This is a genomic window from Amycolatopsis sp. CA-128772 (assembly GCF_002904295.1).
Taxonomy (GTDB): domain Bacteria; phylum Actinomycetota; class Actinomycetes; order Mycobacteriales; family Pseudonocardiaceae; genus Amycolatopsis.
In genome coordinates this window covers 204-24,269 of record NZ_PPHG01000092.1, presented here as the reverse complement: position 1 = coordinate 24,269, position 24,066 = coordinate 204, and the positions used below count along the sequence as shown (strand labels likewise).

The following is a 24,066-nucleotide window of genomic DNA, read 5'->3' as shown; positions in this document are numbered from 1 at the left end:
CCCCCGTACCCTCGACGCCCGTGAGCGCGCACACGAACCCCGCCAAGATTACTGAAGACGATTTCGCAGGTTACGACCTCATCGTCGTCGGGTCCGGTTTCTTCGGCCTGACCGTCGCCGAACGGGCCGCGGCCGAGCTGGGCAAGAAGGTCCTCGTCCTAGAGCGGCGCAGCCACCTCGGCGGCAACGCCTACTCGGAGCCCGACCCGGAGACCGGGATCGAGGTGCACAAGTACGGCGCGCACCTGTTCCACACCTCGAACAAGCGCGTCTGGGAGTACGTGAACCGCTTCACCGAGTTCACCGGCTACCAGCACCGCGTGTTCGCGCGGGTCAAGGACCAGGTCTACTCGTTCCCGATGAACCTGGGCCTGATCAACCAGTTCTTCGGCAAGGCGCACACCCCGGACGAAGCGCGCGAGCTCATCGCGAAGCAGGCGTCCGAGTTCGAGACCTCCGCCGCGCAGAACCTGGAGGAGAAGGCCATCTCGCTGGTCGGCCGTCCCCTCTACGAGGCGTTCATCCGCGGGTACACCGCGAAGCAGTGGGAGAACGACCCCAAGAACCTCGGCGAGAACATCATCACGCGCCTGCCGGTCCGGTACAACTTCGACAACCGGTACTTCAACGACACCTACGAGGGCCTGCCCGTCAACGGGTACACCGCGTGGCTCGAGAAGATGGCCGAGCACGAGAACATCGAGATCCGGCTCAACGTCGACTACTTCGACGTGCGCGAGCACATCCCGGCCGGCACCCCGACCGTCTACACCGGGCCGCTGGACCGCTACTTCGGCTACTCGGCGGGCAAGTTCACCTGGCGCACCGTCGACTTCGAGTCCGAGGTCGCGGAGACCGGCGACTTCCAGGGCACCTCGGTCGTCAACTACAACGACCAGGAAGTCCCGTACACCCGGATCATCGAGTTCCGCCACTTCCACCCGGAGCGGGACTACCCGAAGGACAAGACGGTCATCTTCCGCGAGTACTCGCGCTTCGCGGGCGAGAACGACGAGCCGTACTACCCGATCAACACCCCGGACAACCGCGAGAAGCTCGAGGCCTACCGCGAGCTGGCCAAGACCGAGGCGCGCGAGAAGAACGTGCTGTTCGGCGGCCGGCTGGGCACGTACAAGTACCTCGACATGCACATGGCCATCGGCTCGGCGCTGTCGGCGTTCGACAACAAGATCGCCCCGCACCTGACCGACGGCGCGCCGCTCGACGGGTCCCTCGATGCTTGAGAAGAGCACAGTGCCTTCCGGGGCCGAGCCCCGGACCCCGGCCGGGGGGCAAGCCCCCCTGGACCCCCCAACTGCCGCTGGTACCGGAGAGGTGGCAGTCCTGGCGAAGGCGCAGGGCTTTCTGAAGAGTGAAGCTTCGGTGAAGGCTGCGCGCGGCATGTCGCACTTCGGCGAACACGCGCTCGGCTGGTTCGGCCTGGGCCTGCTCGGGGCCGTGGTCGACAAGGAGCGGCGCAAGGACTGGCTCGTCGCGTCGGCCGGCGTCGTCGGTGCGCACGCGGCGTCGATCGCGGTGAAACGCGTGGTCAGGCGGCCGCGACCGGACCACCCGAGCGTGGAGGTCCTGGTCGGCACGCCGAGCAAGCTGAGCTTCCCGTCGTCGCACGCGACGTCCACGACGGCGGCGGCGGTGCTCTACTCCGGATTGACCGGGCGTAACCTGGTGCCCGCCCTGGTACCGCCGATGCTGGCCTCGAGGCTCGTGCTCGGCGTTCACTATCCGACAGACGTTCTGGCCGGTGCAGCTCTCGGGGGGCTCGTCGGTGGTCTGATACGACGGAAGCTGAAGAAGAGCCGATGAGTGAAACGACCGAGCAGCGCAACAGCGACGAAACTGCCGTGACGCCCGAGGCTGTTGGGCCGACTGCGTCACGTGGGCCGTTCGGCCTGGTCGGCGGCGTCATCAAGACGGCGCGGCCCCGGCAGTGGGTGAAGAACGTCCTGGTCTTCGCGGCCCCGTTCTTCGCGTTCTCGAAATCGACCGACCGCACGGGCCTGCTGCTCGACGCGATCGTCGCCTTCGTGGCCTTTTCGCTGGTGGCGAGCTCGGTCTACCTGATCAACGACGCGATCGACGTCGAGGCCGACCGGGCCCACCCGACCAAGCGCAACCGGCCGATCGCGGCCGGCATCGTGCCGGTCCCCGTCGCGTACGGGGCCGCGGTCGTGTTCTTCCTGGCCGGCCTCGGCGTGTCGTTCCTCGCCAGCTGGCAGCTGGCGATCGTGCTGGCGGTCTACGAGGCCGTCCAGCTCGGCTACTGCTTCGGCCTGAAGCACCAGCCGGTGGTCGACCTGGCCATCGTCGGGTCGGGCTTCCTGATGCGTTCGATCGCCGGCGGCGTGGCGGGCGGCATCGCGCTGTCCCAGTGGTTCCTGCTGGTCACGGCGTTCGGCTCGCTGTTCATGGTGGCGGGCAAGCGCTACGCGGAGATCATGCTGTTCGAGCGGACGGGCGCGAAGATCCGCTCGTCCCTGAAGAAGTATTCGGCCAGCTACCTGCGGTTCGTCTGGGCGACCTCGGCGGCGATCCTGATCATGTCGTACTGCCTGTGGGCGTTCGAGATCCGCCAGACCGAGCACAACTCGGTGTGGGCGCTGATCTCGATGGTCCCGTTCGTGGTGGCGGTGCTGCGGTACGCGGTGGACGTCGACGGCGGCATCGCGGGCGAGCCCGAGGAGATCGCGCTCAAGGACCGCATCCTGCAGGTGCTCGGCGCGACCTGGGTGATCACCCTGTTCCTGGCGTTCTACCTGTGAGTTCTCATGGCGGATCGACAGGTTCGTTTCAGGTGACGCACAGCTGAGCGACGCACCCTGAGGTGGTGGGGGCGGGCACTGCGCCCGTCCCCGTGACCACAGGAGCGACGATGAACGACCAGCCGCGCGAGGAGAAGCCCCCGGCGGAGGCCGACCAGCCGACCGCCGAGCACCCGGCCGACCAGCCGACGGTGGTGCAGGGGGAACCGGTCGGCCACGGAGAAGCCGCAACCCAAGCACTTCCCAGCGCGCCTGCCGCCGCGCAAGGCGCGGCCGGGACCGCAGCGTCGGGCCAGCCCGCCGCCGCGGCCGGTGAGGGCGGCCCTGCCCCGCAGGCACCGGCCGATCAGACCGCCGTCCACGGCCAGCCGCCGCCACCCGCGCCACCCGCTCCGCAGCTCTCCCAGCCCGGCCCCGGCCACACCTACGCCGCCTGGGGTCCGCCTGCTCCGCGGCAGCCCGGCGGGTTCCGCCGGTTCGTCGGCCACCGCGCCACGCAGCTGGTCGGCGTCGGCGTGCTCGGCCTGCTGATCGGCGGCGGCATCGTCGGCGGGATCGCGGCGGCCACCCACCACGGCCCCCGTGACGGCCGCCCCGGCAGCCACCGCCAGTACGACGGGCCGAACGGCAACCAGGGCTTCGACGGCCGCGGTCCCGGCTTCGGCGGCCGAGGCAACTCCGGCAACAACGGCGGCGGCTCCGGAGACGGCATCTGACTGTGGCCTGGGCCACCCGTACCTCGCTCAGGTCACGAAAGCATCACGGGCGAGGTACGGTGTCCGGGATGCGAAGCGCCTCCGCAGAACTCCCCAAAGTCGTCCGCGCGCTGCCGATGGCCGTCCCCGTCGCCCGCTCGTGGGCCCTGCCGGCCGGCGCCGCGGTGGCCTCCGCACTGGTGTTCGCTTTGGTCAGCAGCCATCTCATCGATGACACCTACATCACGCTGTCCTACGCGAAGAACCTCGCCTTCCACGGCCACTGGGGCCTGATCGAACAGGGGACGGCGAACACCGCGACGTCCCCGCTGAACGTCCTGGCCCTCGGCGCGGTCACTTTCGTCGTGCGCGACGCCGTGCTCGCCGGCGGGCTCGTGTTCGTCGCCGCGCAGGTGCTGCTCGTGCTGGGCCTGCGCCGGCTCGGGGAGCGTCGTGGCCTGCCGGCGGCGTTCGCGCCGCTGACGTTCGCGTTGCTGCTGGTCAACCCCCTGCTGCTGTCCTCGATCGGGCTGGAGGTGGCGCTCGGGGCCACCGGCGTCGTGTGGACGCTGGTCTACGCGGGGGAGCGGCACGCGGGACGGCTGGGGGTGGTCATCGGGCTGCTCGCGCTGGTCCGGATCGACCTGCTGCTGATCGCCGCGGTGCTGTTCGCCGCCCGCCGCGAGTTCTGGGACGGCATCTGGCGGACGGCCTTCGCGGCGCTCGCGGTGACGCTGCCCTGGTTCGGGTTCAGCTGGCTGGTGCTCGGCTCGGCCGTGCCGGACACGCTCGTCATCAAGATCAGCCAGCAGTCGTGGGGACCGTTCAGCTTCACCAACGGCCCGCTGCTGTACTGGCGCAACTTCCCGGCCGCGGCCACGCTGTCGTTCCTGCCGCTGCTGCTCGCGGGCGCGGCGGGGGTGGCCTGGATCATCCAGTACCGCCGCGGCTCCGAGACGGCCCGCCGGCTGACGCCGTTCGCGGCGCTCGCCGCGGCGGGTGCCCTGCACTACGTGGCCTACAGCCGGCTGGGCGTGCCGCCGTACCACTGGTACTACGCGCCGAGCATCATCGGCGCCACGATCTTCCTCGCGGCCTGCGCAGCGGCGGCCCCGGAGCGGATCCGCCGCGGAACGTGGACGGCGGCGGGCACGGTGCTCGCGGCGAGCGTCGCGGTGTACGCGCTGCCGGGCCTCCCACGCCAGTTCGCCCCGATCACGAGCAATCACGCATCGACGACGGAGTACCGCGAAATAGGCCAGGAGCTGGCGGCCATCGCCCACGGCCGCAAGGTCGAGACGGCGGGCGAGGTCGGCGCACTGGCGTATGCGTGCGACTGCGAGCTGGTCGACGAGTTTTCCGACCGAGGCGCGGTCGACCCGGCGATCAGCGAGACAAAACGCCTCAGCGGCGACCTCGGCCGCGCGCTGCTGGAGGCCAACTTCCACAACTTCGACCACAGCGTGGCCCCGCTCAGCCCGGACCTGGTGCTGGCGACCACCCGCCGGACGCCCCCGGCGGCGGCGCTGGCGAGCTGGCGGATCGATTCGCCGTGGATGGGCAGCCAGAACCTGTACTTGGTCCCGGCCCACGCTGCCGGCGGTTGAGTACGCTGGCCGGTGATGGGGGTCATCCGGCGGTTGCTGCGGCACGAAGCCGTGCTCTTCTCGAGCATCGGGCTGCTGCTGGCCGGCCGCAAAGACGTGCCGGCCGACGGTGTCGCCCTGCCCTACGCCGGCCCGCAGCGGCCGATGGTCATCGTCTTCTTCGCCGTCGCGCTCGTCGAAACCGGCGCGTTCCTGCTCGTCGACTTCGGCGCGCTCGGCGGGACGATCCTGCTGGTCGCGGAGATCTACAGCGCCGCGTGGCTGCTCGGCTACCTGGCCACCACGATCACCCGGCCGCACACCCTCTCGCCCCGGGAGCTGCGGCTGCGGGTCGTCGCGCTGTTCGACCTGCGAGTACCGCTCACCGACGTCGAGAGCCTCACCCGGCGCAACGAAACCCACTCGAGCGCGCGGACCCTCGTCTGGCGCGGCGAAGAGCTGGTGATGGCCTGAACAGGGAGACGAACGTCGTCGCCGTCCTACGCCGGCCGGTCACAGCGACCCGGCCGCTGGGCCGGAGCGAGACCGTGCAGGTCGTGAGGTTCTACGTCGAAGACCCGGACCGGGCGGTCCGGGCCTTCGACGAAGCCTGACTCAGATCGGCAGCTTGCGGAAGATCGGCCGCGGCACGTGGCGCAGGGCCGACATCACCAAGCGGAACTGCGCCGGCGCCCACACCAGGTCCTTGCCCGCGCGAGCCGCGCTGACCGCCGTCTCCGCGACCTGCTCGGCCGTCTGCGCCAGCGGAGCGTCCTTCAGCCCCTCGGTCATCTTCGTCTTCACGTGCCCCGGGCGGACGACCGTCACCTTGACCCCGGACGGCGCCAGCGCCTCGCCGAGGCCCAGGTAGAAGCCGTCGAAGCCGGCCTTCGTCGAGCCGTACACGAAGTTGGAGCGGCGGACGCGCTCGCCCGCCACCGAGGACAGGGCGATCACCGTGCCGTGGCCCTGGGCCTTCAGCTTCTCCGACAGCGCGACGCCGACCGACACCGCCGCCGTGTAGTTCACCGTGGCCAGCTCGACGGCCTTCGCGTGGTCCTGCCAGACCTCTTCCGGGTCGCCGAGCAGGCCGAACGCCACCACCGCCACGTCGATGTCGCCGCCCTCGAACGCCTTGGCCAGCACGCCCGGGTGCGAGGCCAGGTCCGCAGCGTCGAAGTCCACCGTGGACACCTCGGCGCCACGGTCCTTCAGGCGCTGCGCGGCCGCGTCGAGCCGCGGCGAGGGGCGTGCGGCCAGCACGACCCGCAGGGGCTTCTCGGCCAGGTACTTCTCGGCGATCGCCAGCGCGATGTCGGACGTGCCGCCGAGCAGGAGCAGGGACTGGGGGTTGCCCACCGCGTCGATCACAGTTCGAGCCTCCGGCTCATGTCAGAGGCGAAAACGCCTTCGGGGTCAATGGACGCGCGCACCTTGCGCCACTCTTCGAGCCGCGGGTACATCTTCGCGAACGTCTCGGGCGAGGTGCGCGAGTCCTTCGCCGTGTACAGCCGGCCGCCCAGCTCCAGGACGTCTTCGTCGAGCTCCTGGCAGAACCGGCTCAGGCCGTCCTTGATCGGGAAGTCGACGCAGACCATCCAGCCCGGGTGCGGGAACGACAGCGGCGCCGCGTTGCCCTCGCCCATCCGCTTGAAGACGTTGAGGAAGGACACGTGTCCCGACTCGGCGATCTTCCGGACGATCTTCCGCAGCGGCTCGTGCGCGTTGAGCGGCGTCGAGAACTGGTACTGCAGGAAGCCCTTCGAGCCGTAGGCCCGGTTCCACTCGCCGAACATGTCGAGCGGGTGGTAGAACGCCGTCAGGTTCTGGATCACGCCGCGGGCGGCCTTCGGCGTCTTGCGGTAGTACAGCTCGCCGATGGCGCCGAACGTCAGCTTGTTCGCCAGGCCGTTCGGGAAGACGTCCGGCAGCGTCGCCAGCTGCGGCGCGTCGAACTTCAGCGGGTTCGCCCGCAGCTTCGGCGGCAGTTCGTCCAGCTTGGCCAGCGAACCGCGGCCGAAGGCGGCGCGGCCCAGCTTCGAGCCGGTGGAGATCGTGTCGAACCACGCCGACGAGTACGTGTAGTTGTCGTCGGAACCGTTGCTGACCAGCTCGAGGGTCTCGTCGAGGTTGTCCGTGCGCTCGTTGTCCGCGAGGAAGTACGCGGTCTCGGTCTTCGTCATCCGGATGGTCGCGCGGACGATGATGCCGGTCAGGCCGATGCCGGCGACGGTCGCCCAGAACAGCTCGGCGTCCGGGCCCTCCGGGGTCAGCGTGCGGACCTGGCCGTCCGCGGTGATCAGGTCCATCGACACGACGTGGTTGCCGAAGCTGCCCGCGCTGTGGTGGTTCTTGCCGTGGATGTCGTTGGCGATCGCGCCGCCGATGGTCACCTGGCGCGTGCCGGGCAGCACCGGGACCCACAGGCCGTACGGCAGCGCCTCGCGCATCAGCTGGTCCAGGCTCACGCCGGCGTCGACGACGACCAGCGCACTGTCCGGGTCGATCGAGTGGATCCGGTTCAGCGCGGTCATGTCGACGACCAGGCCGCCGGCGTTCTGCGCCGGGTCGCCGTAGGACCGGCCGAGGCCGCGGGCGATCACGCCGCGTGCACCCGCCTGTGCGACGGCCCGCGCTATGGTCCCGACGTCCGGCGTGCTCAGGACGTCGGCGGTGGTCGGTGCGGTCCGCGCCCAGCCCATGAGCGTGCGACGCTGTGTGTTGGGTACGTGGGTCACTCGACCAGGGTAGCCACGCCGAACCACGCCCGGAACGTGACCCTGAAGTGCTCGCTTCTACACTTTGCGCATCAAGGCACAAGCGCCCGCGCGGGTGACCGTGACTCAGGTATCGAGGTAATGCAGTGGTGGCGACCGATCCGCAAGCCGACGCAGCGGCTGCTCAGTCTTCCCCTGGACTGCTGGGCCAGCTCATCCGCTTCGCCCTGATCGGGGGCTTCTGCGCCCTGGTCGATCTGGGCACCTACACGCTGCTGACCCAGGTGGCCGGGATGGCCACCTCACCGTGGGTCGACATCGCCCGCGCTATCTCTTTCGTCGTGGGTACGACCACGGCGTTCTTCCTGAACCGGAAGTTCACCTTCGCCGGCGGGCGCCGCGACGGCCGGGCGCAGGTCGGCTCGTTCGTCCTGCTCTACACCGTGACGTTCTTCGTCGCGGTCGGGGTGAACCAGCTGATGCTGAACGTGCTGCCGGAGTCCGCGTGGCAGCACACACTGTGCTGGGCCGTGTCGCAGGCCACCGCCACCGTGATCAATTTCGTGATGCTCAAGTGGGTCGTTTTCCGCGAGCCGTCGACTGAGGAGAACTGAGGACTTCCATGCCCGGTAAAACAGCCACCCCGGCGCCGACCACCCCAGCCGGCGCGGCCGCCGAGACGCGGTTCACCGAGCACACTCCGCAGGGCCGTCTGACGGCGCAGCGCGGGCTCTACGCCGGCCCGGCGCCGATCGTCAGCAAGGACCTGTACGCCGAGCTCGAGTGGGGCGCGGCCGTGCGGGAACGTGCGTCGATCAGCCTCGACCCCGCCTCCAAGGTCTCGGGCAACACGTACTTCGGCCGCTTCCCGGCCAGCTACTGGCAGCGCTGGACGACGGTGACCGAGGTCTCGGTCGAGGCCGTCGTCACCGGCACCGGCCTGCTGTCGATGGGCGCTTCCGATGTCGAGGGCGAGCCCCGCGTCGTGGCCGCCGAGCAGGTCAAGGACGCCAAGCAGGCGAAGGTGTCGCTGACCGGCAAGCTCGACAAGTTCTACGACGGCGGCGCGCTCTGGCTCGACCTCGAGACCGAGGGCGGCCAGACGCTGCGCGTCGAGCAGGTCCGCTGGACGGTCGAGGCACCGGAGAAGATCCGCCCGACCGCGGTGACCATCTGCACGATGAACCGCGCCGACGACTGCCTGAAGAACCTCCAGGCCCTCGCCGCGGACGTCTCCTCGCTGGAGACCCTGGACGCGATCTACGTCGCCGACCAGGGCACCGACCTCGTCGAGTCCCGCGACGGCTTCGAGCAGGTCGCCAAGGACCTCGCCGACAAGCTGCACTACATCAAGCAGCCGAACCTCGGCGGCGCCGGCGGCTTCACCCGCGGCCTGTTCGAGGTGGCCGGGCACACCGCGACCGAGCACGCGAACGTCCTGTTCATGGACGACGACGTGCTGCTCGAGCCGGACCTGGTGATCCGGATGACGGCGTTCTCGAACCGCGCCGCCAACCCGATCATCGTCGGCGGCCAGATGCTGAACCTGTTCCACCCGAACCAGCTGCACGTCGGCGCCGAGTACGCCCGGCTGAACACGCTGGAGCCCGGCCAGCCGGTCGAGCACTCGCTGTCCACCGCCGACCTGCTCGGCGTGGACGAGGAGACGCTGAAGCCGAACCGTCAGGAGCGCCGCCTCGACGCCGGGTACAACGGCTGGTGGTCGTGCCTGATCCCGTACGAGGTCGTCCAGGCCACCGGCTACCCGCTGCCGTTCTTCTTCCAGTGGGACGACGCCGAGTACTCCTACCGGGCCCGCGCGCACGGCTTCCCGACCGTCACCCTGCCGGGTGCGGGCGTGTGGCACGCGGACTTCCACATGAAGGACTGGGACGAGTGGCACCGGTACTTCAACCTGCGCAACTCGATCATCACCGCGGCCCTGCACTCGCCGTTCAACCTCAACCTGCTCTCGCGGGTGCTGCTCGCGCAGCTGGTGCGCTACCTGCTCGGCATGCAGTACGGCCTGTCGGCGACGCTGATCAAGGCCGTCGAGGACTTTCTGCAGGGCCCGGAAGTCCTGCGTGACGGCGGGGTCGACGCGATGAAGGAGATCCGCCGGATCCGCGACGAGTACCCGGAGACCAAGCGCCACAAGGCGACCGACGTCCCGGGCATCGCGTCCAACGACATCGGCATCATCAACAGCGCGCCGCGGCCCAGCATGCAGCGCCTGGTGCTGATCAAGCGCGTGCTCGACCGGGTGCTGGGCCGCAGCCGGTTCGGGCTCGGCGCGGTGCCGATCGACGAGGCGAACTGGTGGCACATCGCGCTGTTCGACACCGCGGTCGTCACCGACGCGAGCCAGGAAGGCGTCCGCGTCCGGCACTACGACCGCGCGAAGATGTTCGACCTGGCCAAGCGCGGCGCGAAGGTCGTCCAGCGGCTGCGCAAGGAAGGCGCGGCGGTGCAGGAGCAGTACAAGCGCGCCATGCCCGAGCTCACCTCGCGGGAGAACTGGAAGCGCCTGTACAAGCTCTGAGGGTGCTTCGCGAAGGCCGTCTCACGTACGTCGTGAGGCGGCCTTCGCCGTCTCAGGCGTGCAGGCCGAAGACCTTGCTCTTGCGGGTGAGGTCGTCGACGTAGGCGGCGGCGACGTGGGCGAAGTTGATCGCGACCACCGAGTCGTCCTTGGTGGTCACCGATTCGACGGCGCCGTCCTTCACGAGCTGGGCGAGCCGGCCCGCCAGCTTGCCGGATTCTTCGGTGGTGAGCGCGAACAGCAGCGGTTCGCCGCCGGTCGCCAGGTGCAGCACGAGTGCGGGTTTCTGGTCAGCCATGCGTCCATCGGACCAGCGGCGATCTTGCCCCGGCAAGCGGGTTCGCTGAGGGCGGAGCTACGGTTTTCGCGAACGCCGGACTCATCCGCGGGGGGTTGGAAGCGAATGCCGCACTCGTTCTCGCTGTCGCTGGCGGCGGTGGACATCCTGCTGGAGCGGCTCGGGCTCGGCCGCGCGCCGACGCCGTTCGAGGTCCCGCACGTCGGCACGACCGTCGAGCAGCGCGCGATGATCCGCGACGCCGTGGTCCGCGACCTGACCGGCCGCGGGCTGTGGAGCCGCGGCCGCCTCGACCCGGACGCCGAGCTGGCGCTGACCACGTTCGTCCGCGGCAGTGTGACCATCAGCGCGGCGGCCGAGCTGGGCGACCGCCACCTGTTCGCGCGGGTGGCGTCCGACGGCCAGTTCGCGGTGCTGGCCCACCAGAAGGAGAACCTCATCGTCTTCGAGGAGGTCCGCCCGACGGGCATCGTCCCGGCGATCGTCGACCTCCTCCCGCTCACCCCGGCGGCGCCCGGCCAGTCGGTGACGATTTCCCGGCCGGTCCAGCAGCCCCGCCACCCGCGCCGCGACGACGCGTACGACCCCTTCGCGGGAGTCAGCGCCCCGCGTTCGCAGAGCGGCAGCGGCGGCCCGCAGGTCCGCATGATCGAGCGGGTGTTCCAGGAGCCGAAGAAGCGCGTGGGCCAGTTCACGGCCCAGACCCGCGGCGGCACGTTCCCCCCGCTGGCCTGGTTCGACACCCCCAGCGGCCGCTGGCTGATGTCCTCCCGCGCGGCCGCCGACGGCCAGCGCTGGATCACCTACGCCCCCGCGGACAACGCCCGGCTGGCCCAGCAGCTGTACGCCCAGCTCGAAGGCCAGTTCTGAGCGCTGCGGAACCGGCCGGCAGCCTGGCGCGTCCGAAGTGAAGATCGGTGAACAGCCGTTGCGCTGGGTGCCCGGCTAGTAGACTCCCGGGAGCACACGCACGGGCGACGACATTCGGGGTGGACAGCGATGCTGATAGCTGACGGCGGTGGCGGCGGCTCGATGTCGGACATCGTCAACCCGTTCTCCTCCGGCGCCATGGACACGGCCGTGAAGGCGGCGACGGCGGAGACGCAGAAGCTGCTGGCCGCGGCCGGCAGCGGCGGCTTCAGGGTTTCGCCCGAGGGGGTTGCGCCGATCAAGAAGGCGCTGTCCGACCTGGTCAACGACCTCAACGAAAAATCCGAAGCCATCTACCTGCTCAACCAGTCACCTCAGCTGGGGAACCACCCGTACGGGCACACCGTCGCCGCGCACGACCACAAGGGTGCGGCGCAGGCCGAGGGGTCCGCGAGCACCGCGCTCGAAGAGCTCAAGAACCTGGCCGACCAGGCGAACCAAGCGCTCGATCTCGCCGTCGCCAAGTACAACGAGTCCGACAACGCCGCTTTCGACGCCTTGAAGCCCAAGCACTAGGGAATGATGAAACTCCTCGCACGGGCCATCCTGCCCCTCGCCGCCGGTGCCGTCCTGCTGGCCGGTTGCACGACCACCCAGCCGGGGACCGCCTCACCGGCCGGCTCGGAGTCCGCCGCGCCGTCGAGCGTCGGCTCCAGCTCGGCGAACCCGGGCGGCGCTTCCACCGCCGACCTGCAGCCGTGCACCTTGCTCACCCCGGCTGACATCAGCGGCTACGCCTCCTCGTTCGAGCCTCCCAACGAGAGGAAGCTCGGCGGTGCCCGGGTCTGCAGCTACCAGCACAAGGTCACCGATGCGAGCGAAGAGGGCATGCTCCTGAGCGTCGCCATCCGCGACACCGCCCCGCTCGACTCCGTCAACGACACGGGCAACGGGGTGAAGGACATGCCGGTGAACGGCCGCGCGGCCAAGGAGGCGTCGAGCGACGCGCCGCTGGGCTGCACCGTCGCCCTCGGGGTGGGGGACAAGGGGCGAGTGGACGTGAACGCCACCGGTCTCAAGACCGTGGCCAAGGCGTGCCAGATCGCCGAAGACATGGCCACGAAGGCCGTCGAGCCGAAACTGCCCAAGGCTTAGGGGAGTTCAAATGACCACGCGACAGGGCCCGCGGCCGAAGACGCCGGACAAGACGCCGCAGGAAGTGCAGGACATGGCGCCCGCCGAGCGGGATGCCTACCTGCAGCAAAAAGCCGAAGAGGGCGTCGATCCCAGCAGCTGGCTGTTCGGCCCGATCCAGCAGTGGATGGCCCAGGCGCGGGCGAAGAACCAGGCCCAGCAGATGGGCGACAAGAACGTCAAGGACGCCACCACGGGCCGCGATGTCGAGTACGTCTCGGGGCTGAACGCGCCGAACGCGGACTACAAGGGCACCGACCACACCCAGCTGCAGGCCTTCCTCCAGAGCAACCTCGACGTCGACCAGGTGTCCGAGGTCTCGACCGCCTACCACCAGGTGCACCAGGTCTTCGACAAGTTCGCGCAGTCGATGACCACCGCCGTCAACGCCTCCAAGGGCACCTGGGAAGGCAGCGCCGCCGAGAACGCGCAGCAGTACTTCACCAGCCTCAGCAAGTGGTCCGACGCCAACTCGCAGAACGCCAAGCTGGCCTCGGAGACCATCTACGACCAGGGGCAGGCCGCCGCCACGGCGAAGAACTCCATGCCTGCGCCCATTCCGTTCAGCTGGACCGACGAGTTCAAGGGCTGGGCGACGTCGAACCCGTTCAACCTGCCCGACAACGTCGACAAGTCGATCCAGAAGCAGAAGGACAGCCAGGCCGCGCACGACGAGGCCGCCGGGGTCATGTCGACCTACGACAAGAACCTCTACGAGGCCGCCTCCAAGCAGCCCGCCTTCGCGCCGCCGCCGAGCTTCAGCACCGGTGGGGGCAGCGATGATCCCGGCGGTACCGGGGACAAGAACGGCATCAACAACCCCTCCAGCGTGAACATGCCGGGCTCGCACGCGGGGACCACGCCGGGCGGCACGGCTCAGGGTTTCGTGTCCGGCACCACCGCCGGACCGCTCGGCGGGCCGGCCGGGCACTCCTTCTCCGGGCCCGGGTCGACCACCGGGTCCGGGTTCGTGCCCGCGGGCAACACCACGCCGTCCAGCTTCGCGCCCGGCTCGCTGCCGGCGGCGTCGACCTCGAACCCGAACCAGCAGTTCGGGGGCATGCCGCCGATGAGCCCGATGCCGATGGGCGGGATGAACTTCGGCGGCGACGAGGCCTACAACTCCAAGGTCGGCGGGGGCGGCGGCGGACGCGGTGGCGGTGGCTTCGGCCCCGGCGGCGCGGGTGCCGGCAACGCCACCGGCGCGGGCGCCGCGTCGGGCGCCGCCCGGCCCGGTGGGATCGGGGCCGCCGAAGCGGCCGCCGGACGCGGGATGGGTGGTCTCGGCGCCGGTGCGGCCGGCCGGGGCGGGATGAGCCCCGGCGGTGGTGCCATGGGCCGCGGCCAGAAGGGCGAGGGCGACGAGGACACCGAGCACTCGCGGCCGACCTACCTGGTCGAGGGTGACCCCGACGAGGTCTTCGGCACCGACATGCGCACCGCGCCCCCGGTCATCGGGGAGTGAGACGAGAGAAGGGGCCCCCGCGGGGGCCCCTTCTCAGTAGCGGTAGAACTTCTCCGCGCGGCCCTGCCGCACCAGCTTCAGCCACTGCAGGAACGCCTTCGGGTCCCGCTTCACGCCCACGAAGTACAGTCCGAACCGGACGATCTCCAGCGCGCCGATCTTCCGCATTCCCGGCTGGGACAACAGGTAACCGCGGTTGCGGTAGGTGTAGTAGCGCTTGACCTCGTTCTCCGGGTCCTGCGCGTGGAACTTGCCGCCCAGCATCGGCTTGAACTCGTCCGAGCCGTCCGGGTGCAGGTACTTCGTCTTCAGCGACGTGCCGAACGGCAGCCCCGAGCGGGCCAGCCGCCGGTGCAGCTCGACCTCGTCACCGCGGAAGAACAGGCGCAGGTCCGGCACGCCCACGACGTCCAAAGTGGACGCGCGGAACAACGCGCCGTTCATCAGGGACGCGATGCCGGGCAGGAAGTCCACGCCCAGCTCGGACTGCGACCGCTTCCAGGTCAGGCCGCGGCGCAGCGGGAACGCCAGCTTGTCCGGCGCCTCGATGTTGGACACCACCGGCGAAATCTCCGCCAGGCCGCGCTTTTCCGCTTCCTCCAGCAGGATGGCGAGCACGTTCTCGTCGGCCGGGCGGCCGTCGTCGTCGGCCAGCCAGACCCAGTCCGCGCCCAGCGACAGAGCGTGCAGCATGCCCAGCGCGAACCCGCCGGCGCCGCCGAGGTTCCGGTGCGACGGCAGGTACGTGTACGGCAGCGGGTAGTTCTCGACGACTTCGCGCGCCGATTCGTCCGGCCCGTTGTCCACCACGACCAGGTGGTCGACCGGGCGGGTCTGGGCCGCGATGACCTTCAGCGAGTCCGCCAGCAGCTCGCGCCGGTGCCGCGTGACGACCACGCCGACGACCGCGCCGTCGGGCAGCTGCCGGGTCTCGCTGGCCATCATTCCCCGCCGTTCGTCGTCGCCACCGGCTCGATGCCGAAGCGGTCCAGGGTTTCCTGGCTCATGTTCTCGAAGGGGTCACGCCCCTTGTACGAGGTGAGGACGTCCCGCAGCGAGCCGCGTTGCTTCACGTGGCCCTCGTCCATCCACAGGGCCGAGTCGCACAGCTCGAACAGGAACTCGTCCGAGTGGCTGGCGAAGACCAGGATGCCGGAGCGCTTGACGAGGTCCTTGAGCCGGTCGCGCGCCTTGTTCAGGAACGCCGCGTCGACCGCGCCGATGCCCTCGTCGAGGATCAGGATCTCGGGGTCGATCGAGGTGACGACACCCAGCGCCAGCCGCACGCGCATGCCCGTCGAGTAGGTCCGCAGCGGCATCTGCAGGTAGTCGCCGAGCTCGGTGAACTCCGCGATGTCGTCGACGCGCTTCTCCATCTCCTTGGCGGTCATGCCGAGGAAGAGGCCGCGGATGATGATGTTCTCCTGGCCGGAGATCTCCGGGTCCATGCCGACGCCGAGGTCGAACACCGGCGCGATCTTGCCTTCGATCCGCGCGGACCCGCGGGTGGGCTCGTAGATCCCGGCGAGCAGCCGCAGCAGCGTCGACTTGCCGGCGCCGTTGTGCCCGACCAGACCGACCCGGTCGCCCTCGCGCAGGGAGAGCGTCACGTCGTGCAGGGCTTCGATGATCGGCACCTTGGTCTCGGTGCCGATCTTGCCGCCGACCTTGCCGAGGACCTTCTTCTTCATCGACCGGGTCTTCGCGTCGAAGATCGGGAAGTCGACGAAGGCGTTGTGGACGTCAATGCTGACCATTTGTCACACCCAGTAGGAGACGCGGGCACGGTAGTTGCGCATCGCGACGAGCGCGAGCGCCCAGCCGACGATGGTGATGCCGCCGACGACGATCCAGTTCCCCGGCGTGAACGACTGCCCGAGCAGCGGCGCCCGGACCACCTGCATGAAGTGGTACAGCGGGTTCAGCTGGATGATCGGCAGCACCCAGGAAATGCCTTCGCGCGCGCCGCCGCCGAGGAGCTGGTCCACCGGCCAGACGATCGGCGTGCCGTAGAACAGCAGCTGGATCAGCGAGTTGATCACCTGCGGGATGTCGCGGAAGCGGGTCGAGATGATGCCGAGCAGCAGCGTCACCCAGCCCGCGTTCAGCGCGAGCAGCAGGAACCCGGGGATGGCCAGCAGGATGTTCCAGCTGAGGCCGGGGTGGCAGAACAGGTCGCCGCTGCAGAGCCCGTCCTTCGAACCCAGCGAATACGGGTTGTCCAGCGCGCCGAAGAAGATGACCAGCACCACGACGTACACGATCATGTTGTGCGCCAGCAGCAGCGTCTGGCGCCACACCGTGCGCAGCATGTACACGCTCAGCGGCGCCGGGAGCTGCTTGATCAGCCCCTCGTTCGCGATGAACGTCTCCATGCCCTCGGAGAGGCAGCCGCTGATGAAGCCCCACAGGATGAAGCCGGTCGAGAGGTAGGGCAGGAACACCTGGATCGGCGAGTGGAACAGCTGCGAGTACAGCAGCCCGAGCCCGAGCGCGATGACGGCCTGGCTGATGGTGATCCAGAAGGGCCCGATCACCGAGCGGCGGTAGCGCTGCTTGATGTCCTGCCAGCCGAGGTGACCCCACAGCTCGCGGGCGGAGAAACCGGCCTTGATGTCGGCGAAGGCACGCGAGAACGTCTTGCTGTCCGACGTCGGGGGCGCCGACGTCGCTACGGGTGAGTCCGCGGCCTGAACCGTGCTGGTGGCATGCACGTGGACGAGGGTACCGATGGGAGGTCCGGCGGCCTTGACAGGGCACTGGGGCCGGGCTGCTCGCGCGGGCCACGGGATAAGGTCGGAGACGGCCCGCAGCCACGCAGCGACCCGGAGGTCTCCATGTTCATGCTCGGCGAGCACCCGGTCGGCGCCGACCACCCCCCTCTCGTGATCGCCGAGATCGGGATCAACCACGAGGGCGACCCCAAGAAGGCACACAAGATGGTCGACGACGCCGCGGACGCCGGCGTCCAGGTCGTCAAGATCCAGACCCACGTCGTCGACGACGAGATGATCCCGAACGACGTCGTGCCCGGCAACGCCGACGAGCCGATCTGGGACATGATGAACCGCGTCGCCCTCACCGCCGAGGACGAGCGCGAGATCAAGGCGCACGCCGAGGAGCGCGGGCTCGTCTTCCTGTCGACGCCGTTCTCGCGCGCGGCCGCCGACCGGCTGGCCGAGCTGGGTGTCGAGGGCTTCAAGATCGGCTCGGGGGAGTGCAACAACTACCCGCTGATCCGCCACGTCGCGTCGTTCGGCAAGCCCGTCATCCTCTCGACCGGGATGAACGACATCGCGTCCATCACCCCGGCCGTCGAGATCCTGCGGGCCGCGGGGGCCGGGTTCGCGCTGCTGCACTGCACGTCCCTGTACCCGACGCCGCCGGAGCAGGTGCGCCTCGGCGCGCTCGCGGAGCTGCACGCGGCCTTCCCGGACGCGGAACTCGGGCTTTCCGACCACACCACCACGATCTACCCATGCCTGGGCGCGGTCGCGCTCGGCGCGTCCGTGCTGGAGCGGCACTTCACCTCCGACATGAGCTGGCCGGGCCCGGACATCCCGGTCTCGTCGACGCCCGCCGAGTTCAAGCAGCTCGTCGAGGGCTCGCGGCTGATCCACGCCTCGCGCGGCGGGTCGAAGCAGATCCTGGCCGAGGAACAGCCGACGATCGACTTCGCCTACGCCTGCGTCGTGACCACCAAGGACGTCGCCGAAGGTGAGGCGCTGACCACGGACAACATCTGGGTCAAGCGCCCGGGCACCGGCGAGATCAAGGCCAAGGACTACGAGAGCCTGCTCGGCCGGGCGGTCACCCGGGCGCTGCCGGCGAACACGCAGGTGAGCTGGGCGGACCTTGGCTGAGACCGGGCGGCGTGAGGTCCTCTTCCTCACCGGGACCCGCGCCGACTTCGGGAAGCTGCGCGACGTCATGCTCGCCGTGCAGCGGAGCCCGGTGCTGTCCGCCCGCATCGTCGTCACCGGCATGCACATGCTGCGCAGCTACGGCTACACCGTGCGCGAGATCGAGCTGGCCGGGCTGCAGCGGCTGCACCTGATCCCGAACCAGATCGAGGACGAGCCGATGGCGCTCGTGCTGGCCAACACCGTCCAGGCGCTGGCCCGGCTGGTGCACGAGGAGCAGCCGGCGGCGATCGTCGTGCACGGCGACCGCGTCGAGGCGCTCGCCGGCGCGATCGTCGGGTCGCTGGCCAACGTGCGGGTCGTGCACATCGAAGGCGGCGAGGTCAGCGGCACGATCGACGACGTCATCCGGCACTCGCTGTCGAAGCACGCCCACATCCACCTGGTCGCCAACGAGACGGCCCGGCGCCGGCTGCTGCAGCTCGGCGAGGAGGAGGGCCGGATCTTCGTCGTGGGCAGTCCCGAGGTGGACGTCCTGACGTCGGCGCGGCTGCCCGACCTCGACGAGGTCCGGCGCCACTACGAGATCCCGTTCACCGACTACGGCCTGCTCGCCCTGCACCCGGTGACGACCGAGCGCGACCTCAACCGGCGCAACGCGGCTGCCGTGGTCGACGCCGTGCTCACCGAGGGCAACTGGGTCGTCATCGACCCGAACAACGACGAAGGCTGCCGCGAGATCCGGAGCGAGCTCGACCGGCTCGAAGGTCCCCGGTTCGTGCGCCTGCCGTCGATGCGGTTCGAGTACTTCGTCACCTTGATGAAGAACGCGGCCGTCGTGCTGGGCAACTCGAGCGCCGGCGTGCGCGAGGCGCCGGTGCTGGGCACGCCATCGGTCACCGTCGGCACCCGGCAGCGCAACCGGGCGATGGCGCCCAGCGTGCTGTCGGTCGACCCGACCGCGGAAGCCGTCACGGCCGGGATCGGCAAGGCCCGTGCGATGGGCCGGTGCGCGCCGCACACCGAGTTCGGCGAGCCGGGCGCGCACCGCCGGATCATCGACCTGCTCGAGGGCGAAGAGCTCTGGCGGCCTTCGCTGTACAAGGCCTTCGTGGACCGCTAACCGGAGACGTGTTGCTCGGCCAGCACCAGATCCGCGGCGGAGTCGATGTCGATCGCCCGCTCGACCGGCACGAACTGGGGCCGCACCTCAGGGATGAAGAACCGTTCGTGCCGGCGGAGGTCGCCGGCGCGGACCAGGTAGATGCCGCCGGTGGGGCGCAGCACGACGGGCAGCGTCTGGCGGGGAGCTTCGAGGTCGGCCCAGTCCCGGACCGGGGCGATGCCGCCGTCCGGCGTCTGCAGGCACACCTTGAGCGGGTGGTGCTCGGCCGACTGGCACATCTGCACCACGGAACCGGTGGGCCGGTCCGCGTGGATGTCGAGGCACTCGGCGATGTCCTCGGCCGTCCGCAGCGGCGAAGTGGGCTGGAGCAGGAGGATCAGGGTCGAATCCGCGACGCCGAGCGTGTCGATGGCGTGGGTGACCGCGGGCAGCGTCCGGCTCGTCGCCTCCGCGAGGTGGGCGGGCCGGTGGACGGTCCGGGCGCCCTCCGCCTCGGCCGCGGCGGCGATGGCGGCGTCGTCGGTGGTGACGACGACGTCGGCGATCCCGGCGGAAACGGCCGTGTGCACGGTGTGCGCGACCAGCGGCCGGCCCCGGAAGGGCGCCAGGTTCTTGCCCGGCAGCCCCACGGAGCCGCCCCTCGCCGGGACGATGGCCAGCGCGGTCACAGGGGACCCCTTCCGGGAAACGACGGTGGTCTGTCGGCTATTGTCCGTCTGCTCGGCTGCCGCCCGACGGCGGCCCCGGTCACCGATGCCATGGGGGAGCGATGAATCGGACTCAGTTCGCGGACGAAGCTTCCGAGCAGCTCGACGACACCGCCCGCATGTTCCGCGACCTCCTGCTCGCCTACGCCCGCGGGCAGCGCGTGGAGACGATCGCGGTGGTCGGGAACGCGCCGATGGCCTCCGACGCCGAGCGGGCCGCGCTGATCGACGGCAGCGACCTCGTGATCCGGATGACGACGTTCGCGCTGGACGAGCCGGACGCCGAACCGGCGTACGGGCACCGCACCGACGTCGTCGTGGTGCACCGCGGGGTCGTCGTCTCGCCGTACACGTTCGCCGACTACACCTCGCGCCTCTACCTGCTCGCCGAGCCGGGCCGGCTGTTCTGGGAGCCCGAGACGCTGCCCGACTGGTGGCCGGCGGACCTCGGGTTCGTGCCGATCCCGAACCGGCGGTTCGTGCTGCCGCTGTCCCGCCTGCTCGGGCTTTCGGCCGACGAACACGTCTGGGCCACCACGGGCACCTTGGTGACGTACATGTGCCAGGAGCTCTTCCCCGAAGCGCTGGTGCGCCTGACCGGGGTGTCGATCATCGAACGACCCGACCAGACCGACTTCGAACACGCCTGGGGCAGCAAGGTCGGCGTGACGGCGGAGCACCGGCTGCACGCGGAATCCCGGCTGCTGAGCACATGGCGTGACTCCGGAAGAATCGAGATCATACAGTGAGTGACATTCACGGCGTGGTTTCGCGGGCGAAAGAGCTCGCCCGCGTCGCGGGGCGGCCGGTGGTCGCGAAGCTGCGGCCGCGGATCGAAAACATCGCGCTCGACCGGATCCGGCCCGAACTCGACGCGCTGCGTTCGGACATCGGCGGCCTGCGGCACGACGTCGAACGCGTCACCAAGGAGCTCGACGGCCACGTGAAGTGGCTCTACGACGAGCAGCGCCGGCTGGCGCCGCACCTCGCCGCCCTGGAAGCGCGCATCGCGGCCTTCGAACGGCCGGGCTCGGTGGCCCGGCTGGCGGAGCGCCTCGAATACTCGCCGGACGAGGCCGAGGAGGTCCGCGCCGAGCACGCCCGGATCCGCGCGCGCCTGGCCGCGATCTCCAAGTACGAAGAGCGGCTGGCCCGCCTCGAAGAGGACGTCGCCACCAGACGTGAGGTGACCGGCTGAGCACAGCCGGTGCCCGGACGCCCGCCGTGGCCCGGCGGGCGCGTCCGGCGTGGCTGCTGGCGCTGGTCCTGCTGGCGCTGACCATCGCCTGGACCGGGCTCAACCACGACGTCCGGTTCGTCCTCGGCACGCTCGAGACGGCCGGCCGGGCGGGCCTGTCGCCGTCCGAGGTCTTCGTGCACCGGCCGATGGCGTACCGGCTGATGCTGGCCCTCGGTGACGCCGGGAGCGCGCTGCCGGTCCCCGGCCGCGAAGCCGTCGTAGGGGTGTTGGCGCTGGTCGCGGTGCTGCTGGTGTCCCTCCTGCTGCGTGCGGGCCTGCTGCGCTACCGCCCGGCCGGGGAGGCAACCGCGGTGGCCGCCGCGACGGGTGTCGCGCTGGCGCTGGCCCCGAACTGGGACTTCCTGCAGCCGGAGTGGCTGGCCGTGGTGTTCGCGGCTGGTGGCGTCGGGGCCGCCCTCCGGATCCGGCGCCCATTGCCGGCCGCCCTCTTCGGCGGCGTGCTGCTGGCCCTGACCGTGCTGGTCAAGTACACGACGGCGCCGACGGCGGTGGTCGCGCTCGGCGTCATCGCGGTGCTCGACCGGCGCCGCGCGCTGCTCACCGGCGTGCTCGCGGCGCCGATCTGCGCGGGCCTGTTCGGGTTGACGGTCCTGGTCGAGCCGCGCGAGTGGCGGTGGTTCGGGGAGCTGTCCGCCCTGAACGGCGGCAGCCCGCTGAGCCGCGGCTGGGCGGCGGGGGACGTACAGGCGCTCGCCGGGACGGTGCTGAACGAGGCATTGGCCGTCCCGATGGTGGCCCTTCTGCCGGTGAGCGTCGCCGTGCTGGCGCGGCTGGCGCCGGACCGGCGGGCGCGCCTCGCGTGGGTCGTCCTGCCGGCCGCCGCGGTCTTGGTCGTACTCGCGGCGGTGGTCCTGCAGGGGCAGTGGTTCCAGTACCACCTGGCGGCCCTGCCGCCGTTCGCCGCCGCCCTCGGCGGGCTCGCCCTGGCGCGCTGGTCCGCCGAGCACGGCGGCCCGCCCCGCGCGCTGGTGCTGCCGGCGCTCGCGCTCGGCGTCGGGATCCCGATCGTCTCGTCGGCGACGACGGACTGGCGCCTGGCGCACGGCACGCCCGTCTACGCGGCGCTGGTGCTGCTGGTCCTCGCCGCCGGGTGGCTCGCGCTGAGGGATCGCGGCCGCGCGTGGCCGGTGCTGGCGTCGTTGAGCGCGCTGGCCGTGTTCGCGGTGCCGGTATGGCCGAGCGCGCCTTACTCGTTCGACGCGATCCACGCCGACTACACGAACTCCGAGCGCGTCGCGGCGGCCGAGACCAACGAGCGGCTGTTCGCGCCGGTCCGCGCGCAGATCGGCGCGGACACCCCGGTGGTCTACCTGGCGTTCGGCGACATGGCGTACTTCTTCGGCAACCCGTCGGCCTGCCGCTACCCGGCGCCAGTGTTCGTGCAGCGCGGCACGTACCTCCCGGCGGTGCGCGGCCTCGAGAGCTACCGGGAGAACCTGGCCTGCCTCGAGCGGCCGGACGCCCGGTACCTGGTGGTGCAGCCGTCCTGGCTGGCGGTGGACCGCCTGCCGCCCGACGTCGCGGCGGGCGTGCGCAGCCGCTTCGACTGCGACCACGCGCTGCCGGCGGGCGAACTGACGGTATGCCCGCGGTATTGAGGACCGGATCTGTCCGCGATCGTTCCTAGGGTCGGGGCATGGAGATCACCCCCTTTCGCGTCGACATCCCCCAGACCGACCTCGACGACCTCCGCGCGCGGCTGGCGAACACCCGCTGGCCCGACCAGCCGGCGGACACGGGCTGGCGCCTCGGGGCCCCGGTGGACTACGTGCGCGAGCTGGCCGAACACTGGCGCACGGGCTTCGACTGGCGGGCACAGGAGGCGCGGATCAACGGGTTCCCGCAGGCCACGACCGTGATCGACGGGACGCAGGTGCACTTCCTGCACGTCGTCTCCCCGGAGCCGGCGGCGCCCCCGGTGCTCCTGACGCACGGCTGGCCGGGCTCGATCGTCGAGTTCCTGGACGTCATCGGCCCGCTGACGGACCCCCGCGCGTACGGCGGCGACCCGGCGGACGCGCTGACCGTGGTGGCGCCTTCGATCCCGGGCTACGGCTTTTCGGGCCCGACCCCGGCCCCGGACTGGGACCCGGCCCGCATCGCCCGGGCGTTCGCGGAGCTGATGACCCGCCTCGGCTACCCGCGGTTCGGAGCGCACGGCGGCGACTGGGGAGCAACGATCTCGCGGGCACTGGCCACCCAGTTCCCGGAGCGGGTGCGGGGCATCCACGTGACGATGCTGGCGTCGGCGGTGGTGCGCAGCGAAGCCGACCTCGAGGGGCTGGAGGGGGACGAGCTGGAGAAGGGAAAGCGCTCGCTGGCGAAGGGGACGAAGTTTTCGCGCGAGGGAACGGCCTACGCGATGCTGCAGGCGACGAAGCCGCAGACGCTGGCGTACGGCTTGCACGATTCCCCGGCCGGCCAGCTGGCGTGGATCGCGGAGAAGTTCCGGTCGTTTTCCCACGCGACGGAGGACCTGATCGACCGGGACGACCTGCTGGCGGACGTGTCGATCTACTGGTTCACGGAGACGGCGAACTCATCGGCCCGCCTGTACGCGGTCGGCGGCTGGGGAGCACCGGCCCCGGAGAACCCGGTCCCGACGGGGGTGGCGGTGTTCCCGGACGACATCGGCTATCCGATCCGGACACTGGCCGAGCGGACGGACAAGATCGTCCACTGGACGGAGTTCCCCCGCGGCGGGCACTTCCCGGGGTTGGAGGAACCGGACGCGCTGATCGGCGACATCCGGGCGTTCTTCCGGTCGCTGGGCTGAGCTTTTCGCGGTGGCTTGGGGGCTTCGGCAGGGGCATGCTCCTGCCGGGCCCGGCCGGCTTGTCGGAGAGTCGCTCTCTTAGCCGCTCAGCCGAGGTGCACCTGACGCCCGGCCGCACCAGCCGCCCGGCCGCACGAGCCGCCCGGCCGCACGAGCCGCCCGGCCGCATTTGACGCCCGGCCGCAC

25 protein-coding genes are annotated in these 24,066 nt (G+C 70.5%); 18 read left to right on the top strand and 7 right to left on the bottom strand.

Annotated features, from left to right (window positions below):
* Nucleotides 1–20 precede the first annotated feature (20 nt).
* The 6 genes from glf (at nucleotide 21) to C2L59_RS41425 (ending at nucleotide 5,535) form a co-directional block, all read left to right on the top strand.
* Entirely contained in the window at nucleotides 21–1,244 is a 1,224-nt protein-coding gene (glf, locus tag C2L59_RS41450; RefSeq protein WP_103355057.1) for a UDP-galactopyranose mutase, read from the top strand.
* 91 nt (nucleotides 1,245–1,335) lie between these two features.
* A complete protein-coding gene (locus C2L59_RS41445; RefSeq protein WP_199199621.1) occupies nucleotides 1,336–1,824 on the top strand; it encodes a phosphatase PAP2 family protein in 489 nt (162 codons plus the stop codon).
* On the top strand, nucleotides 1,821–2,780 hold the full coding sequence (locus tag C2L59_RS41440; RefSeq protein ID WP_103355056.1) for a decaprenyl-phosphate phosphoribosyltransferase: 960 nt from the start codon (nucleotides 1,821–1,823) through the stop codon (nucleotides 2,778–2,780). Before C2L59_RS41445 ends, C2L59_RS41440 begins: the two co-directional genes overlap by 4 nt.
* A gap of 110 nt (nucleotides 2,781–2,890) precedes the next feature.
* Nucleotides 2,891–3,496: a hypothetical protein gene (locus tag C2L59_RS41435; protein ID WP_103355055.1), complete on the top strand. Its 606-nt coding sequence runs from the start codon at nucleotides 2,891–2,893 to the stop codon at nucleotides 3,494–3,496.
* A 68-nt stretch (nucleotides 3,497–3,564) separates the two neighbouring features.
* Nucleotides 3,565–5,082 carry a hypothetical protein gene (locus tag C2L59_RS41430; RefSeq protein WP_103355054.1) on the top strand — a complete coding sequence of 506 codons (1,518 nt, stop codon included), beginning with the start codon at nucleotides 3,565–3,567 and terminating at the stop codon, nucleotides 5,080–5,082.
* 15 nt (nucleotides 5,083–5,097) lie between these two features.
* A complete protein-coding gene (locus C2L59_RS41425) occupies nucleotides 5,098–5,535 on the top strand; it encodes a hypothetical protein (RefSeq protein ID WP_103355053.1) in 438 nt (145 codons plus the stop codon).
* Nucleotides 5,536–5,676: 141 nt separating this feature from the next.
* Here C2L59_RS41425 and C2L59_RS41420 read toward each other — a convergent pair whose 3' ends face one another.
* A complete protein-coding gene (locus tag C2L59_RS41420; protein ID WP_103355052.1) occupies nucleotides 5,677–6,432 on the bottom strand; it encodes a decaprenylphospho-beta-D-erythro-pentofuranosid-2-ulose 2-reductase in 756 nt (251 codons plus the stop codon).
* A complete protein-coding gene (locus tag C2L59_RS41415; RefSeq protein WP_199199630.1) occupies nucleotides 6,429–7,763 on the bottom strand; it encodes an FAD-binding oxidoreductase in 1,335 nt (444 codons plus the stop codon). The genes C2L59_RS41420 and C2L59_RS41415 overlap by 4 nt, the downstream gene beginning before the upstream one ends.
* 161 nt (nucleotides 7,764–7,924) lie before the next feature.
* On the opposite strand from C2L59_RS41415, the gene C2L59_RS41410 reads away from it, so the two are divergent.
* On the top strand, nucleotides 7,925–8,392 hold the full coding sequence (locus C2L59_RS41410) for a GtrA family protein (RefSeq protein ID WP_199199619.1): 468 nt from the start codon (nucleotides 7,925–7,927) through the stop codon (nucleotides 8,390–8,392).
* 8 nt (nucleotides 8,393–8,400) lie between these two features.
* On the top strand, nucleotides 8,401–10,320 hold the full coding sequence (locus tag C2L59_RS41405) for a glycosyltransferase (protein WP_103355050.1): 1,920 nt from the start codon (nucleotides 8,401–8,403) through the stop codon (nucleotides 10,318–10,320).
* A 52-nt stretch (nucleotides 10,321–10,372) separates the two neighbouring features.
* On the opposite strand, the gene C2L59_RS41400 is transcribed toward C2L59_RS41405, so the two are convergent.
* Nucleotides 10,373–10,618 carry a hypothetical protein gene (locus tag C2L59_RS41400; RefSeq protein ID WP_103355049.1) on the bottom strand — a complete coding sequence of 82 codons (246 nt, stop codon included), beginning with the start codon at nucleotides 10,616–10,618 and terminating at the stop codon, nucleotides 10,373–10,375.
* 105 nt (nucleotides 10,619–10,723) lie between these two features.
* On the opposite strand from C2L59_RS41400, the gene C2L59_RS41395 reads away from it, so the two are divergent.
* The 4 genes from C2L59_RS41395 (at nucleotide 10,724) to C2L59_RS41380 (ending at nucleotide 14,147) form a co-directional block, all read left to right on the top strand.
* Nucleotides 10,724–11,488: an ESX secretion-associated protein EspG gene (locus C2L59_RS41395; protein ID WP_103355048.1), complete on the top strand. Its 765-nt coding sequence runs from the start codon at nucleotides 10,724–10,726 to the stop codon at nucleotides 11,486–11,488.
* Between the two features lie 129 nt (nucleotides 11,489–11,617).
* Nucleotides 11,618–12,064 carry a hypothetical protein gene (locus C2L59_RS41390; RefSeq protein ID WP_103355047.1) on the top strand — a complete coding sequence of 149 codons (447 nt, stop codon included), beginning with the start codon at nucleotides 11,618–11,620 and terminating at the stop codon, nucleotides 12,062–12,064.
* A gap of 6 nt (nucleotides 12,065–12,070) precedes the next feature.
* Nucleotides 12,071–12,643, top strand: a complete 573-nt coding sequence (locus tag C2L59_RS41385) for a DUF3558 domain-containing protein (protein ID WP_233223988.1) — start codon at nucleotides 12,071–12,073, stop codon at nucleotides 12,641–12,643.
* Nucleotides 12,644–12,653: 10 nt separating this feature from the next.
* The gene (locus tag C2L59_RS41380; protein WP_103355045.1) at nucleotides 12,654–14,147 is read left to right on the top strand and encodes a hypothetical protein; all 1,494 of its coding nucleotides are present in this window, start codon (nucleotides 12,654–12,656) and stop codon (nucleotides 14,145–14,147) included.
* Nucleotides 14,148–14,180: 33 nt separating this feature from the next.
* Here C2L59_RS41380 and C2L59_RS41375 read toward each other — a convergent pair whose 3' ends face one another.
* The 3 genes from C2L59_RS41375 to C2L59_RS41365 are packed head-to-tail and all read right to left on the bottom strand — an operon-like array spanning nucleotide 14,181 to nucleotide 16,861.
* A complete protein-coding gene (locus tag C2L59_RS41375; protein WP_199199618.1) occupies nucleotides 14,181–15,089 on the bottom strand; it encodes a glycosyltransferase in 909 nt (302 codons plus the stop codon).
* Entirely contained in the window at nucleotides 15,089–15,904 is an 816-nt protein-coding gene (locus C2L59_RS41370) for an ABC transporter ATP-binding protein (RefSeq protein WP_004560760.1), read from the bottom strand. The genes C2L59_RS41375 and C2L59_RS41370 overlap by 1 nt, the downstream gene beginning before the upstream one ends.
* 3 nt (nucleotides 15,905–15,907) lie before the next feature.
* Entirely contained in the window at nucleotides 15,908–16,861 is a 954-nt protein-coding gene (locus C2L59_RS41365) for an ABC transporter permease (protein ID WP_103355043.1), read from the bottom strand.
* A 123-nt stretch (nucleotides 16,862–16,984) separates the two neighbouring features.
* Between C2L59_RS41365 and C2L59_RS41360 the strand changes: the two genes are divergently transcribed.
* Nucleotides 16,985–18,010, top strand: a complete 1,026-nt coding sequence (locus C2L59_RS41360) for an N-acetylneuraminate synthase family protein (RefSeq protein ID WP_103355042.1) — start codon at nucleotides 16,985–16,987, stop codon at nucleotides 18,008–18,010.
* A complete protein-coding gene (neuC, locus tag C2L59_RS41355) occupies nucleotides 18,003–19,133 on the top strand; it encodes a UDP-N-acetylglucosamine 2-epimerase (protein ID WP_103355041.1) in 1,131 nt (376 codons plus the stop codon). The genes C2L59_RS41360 and neuC overlap by 8 nt, the downstream gene beginning before the upstream one ends.
* Here the strand turns inward: neuC and C2L59_RS41350 are convergent.
* Nucleotides 19,130–19,804 (bottom strand): cytidylyltransferase domain-containing protein, encoded by a 675-nt coding sequence (locus tag C2L59_RS41350; protein ID WP_158263145.1) that lies wholly within the window; start codon nucleotides 19,802–19,804, stop codon nucleotides 19,130–19,132. The genes neuC and C2L59_RS41350 overlap by 4 nt on opposite strands.
* A gap of 101 nt (nucleotides 19,805–19,905) precedes the next feature.
* Between C2L59_RS41350 and C2L59_RS41345 the strand changes: the two genes are divergently transcribed.
* The 4 genes from C2L59_RS41345 to C2L59_RS41330 are packed head-to-tail and all read left to right on the top strand — an operon-like array spanning nucleotide 19,906 to nucleotide 23,880.
* Nucleotides 19,906–20,592, top strand: coding sequence for a hypothetical protein (locus C2L59_RS41345; RefSeq protein WP_103355039.1), 687 nt, complete (start codon nucleotides 19,906–19,908; stop codon nucleotides 20,590–20,592).
* Nucleotides 20,589–21,041: a hypothetical protein gene (locus C2L59_RS41340; RefSeq protein WP_146060508.1), complete on the top strand. Its 453-nt coding sequence runs from the start codon at nucleotides 20,589–20,591 to the stop codon at nucleotides 21,039–21,041. Before C2L59_RS41345 ends, C2L59_RS41340 begins: the two co-directional genes overlap by 4 nt.
* 26 nt (nucleotides 21,042–21,067) lie before the next feature.
* Nucleotides 21,068–22,702, top strand: a complete 1,635-nt coding sequence (locus C2L59_RS41335) for a hypothetical protein (RefSeq protein ID WP_103355037.1) — start codon at nucleotides 21,068–21,070, stop codon at nucleotides 22,700–22,702.
* A gap of 38 nt (nucleotides 22,703–22,740) precedes the next feature.
* A complete protein-coding gene (locus C2L59_RS41330) occupies nucleotides 22,741–23,880 on the top strand; it encodes an epoxide hydrolase family protein (protein ID WP_103355036.1) in 1,140 nt (379 codons plus the stop codon).
* Nucleotides 23,881–24,066: the final 186 nt, after the last annotated feature.

What these genes read in the sequence shown, in the direction of transcription:
- C2L59_RS41430 (WP_103355054.1), top strand. Translation starts at nt 3,565, where the DNA reads ATGCGAAGCGCCTCCGCAGAACTCCCCAAAGTCGTCCGCGCGCTGCCG.
- C2L59_RS41425 (WP_103355053.1), top strand. Translation starts at nt 5,098, where the DNA reads ATGGGGGTCATCCGGCGGTTGCTGCGGCACGAAGCCGTGCTCTTCTCG.
- C2L59_RS41415 (WP_199199630.1), bottom strand. Translation starts at nt 7,763, where the DNA reads ATGGGCTGGGCGCGGACCGCACCGACCACCGCCGACGTCCTGAGCACG.
- C2L59_RS41395 (WP_103355048.1), top strand. Translation starts at nt 10,724, where the DNA reads ATGCCGCACTCGTTCTCGCTGTCGCTGGCGGCGGTGGACATCCTGCTG.
- C2L59_RS41370 (WP_004560760.1), bottom strand. Translation starts at nt 15,904, where the DNA reads ATGGTCAGCATTGACGTCCACAACGCCTTCGTCGACTTCCCGATCTTC.
- C2L59_RS41345 (WP_103355039.1), top strand. Translation starts at nt 19,906, where the DNA reads ATGAATCGGACTCAGTTCGCGGACGAAGCTTCCGAGCAGCTCGACGAC.
- C2L59_RS41435 (WP_103355055.1), top strand. Translation starts at nt 2,891, where the DNA reads ATGAACGACCAGCCGCGCGAGGAGAAGCCCCCGGCGGAGGCCGACCAG.
- C2L59_RS41375 (WP_199199618.1), bottom strand. Translation starts at nt 15,089, where the DNA reads ATGGCCAGCGAGACCCGGCAGCTGCCCGACGGCGCGGTCGTCGGCGTG.
- C2L59_RS41405 (WP_103355050.1), top strand. Translation starts at nt 8,401, where the DNA reads ATGCCCGGTAAAACAGCCACCCCGGCGCCGACCACCCCAGCCGGCGCG.
- C2L59_RS41390 (WP_103355047.1), top strand. Translation starts at nt 11,618, where the DNA reads ATGCTGATAGCTGACGGCGGTGGCGGCGGCTCGATGTCGGACATCGTC.
- C2L59_RS41400 (WP_103355049.1), bottom strand. Translation starts at nt 10,618, where the DNA reads ATGGCTGACCAGAAACCCGCACTCGTGCTGCACCTGGCGACCGGCGGC.
- C2L59_RS41380 (WP_103355045.1), top strand. Translation starts at nt 12,654, where the DNA reads ATGACCACGCGACAGGGCCCGCGGCCGAAGACGCCGGACAAGACGCCG.
- C2L59_RS41440 (WP_103355056.1), top strand. Translation starts at nt 1,821, where the DNA reads ATGAGTGAAACGACCGAGCAGCGCAACAGCGACGAAACTGCCGTGACG.
- C2L59_RS41330 (WP_103355036.1), top strand. Translation starts at nt 22,741, where the DNA reads ATGGAGATCACCCCCTTTCGCGTCGACATCCCCCAGACCGACCTCGAC.
- C2L59_RS41385 (WP_233223988.1), top strand. Translation starts at nt 12,071, where the DNA reads ATGAAACTCCTCGCACGGGCCATCCTGCCCCTCGCCGCCGGTGCCGTC.
- C2L59_RS41360 (WP_103355042.1), top strand. Translation starts at nt 16,985, where the DNA reads ATGTTCATGCTCGGCGAGCACCCGGTCGGCGCCGACCACCCCCCTCTC.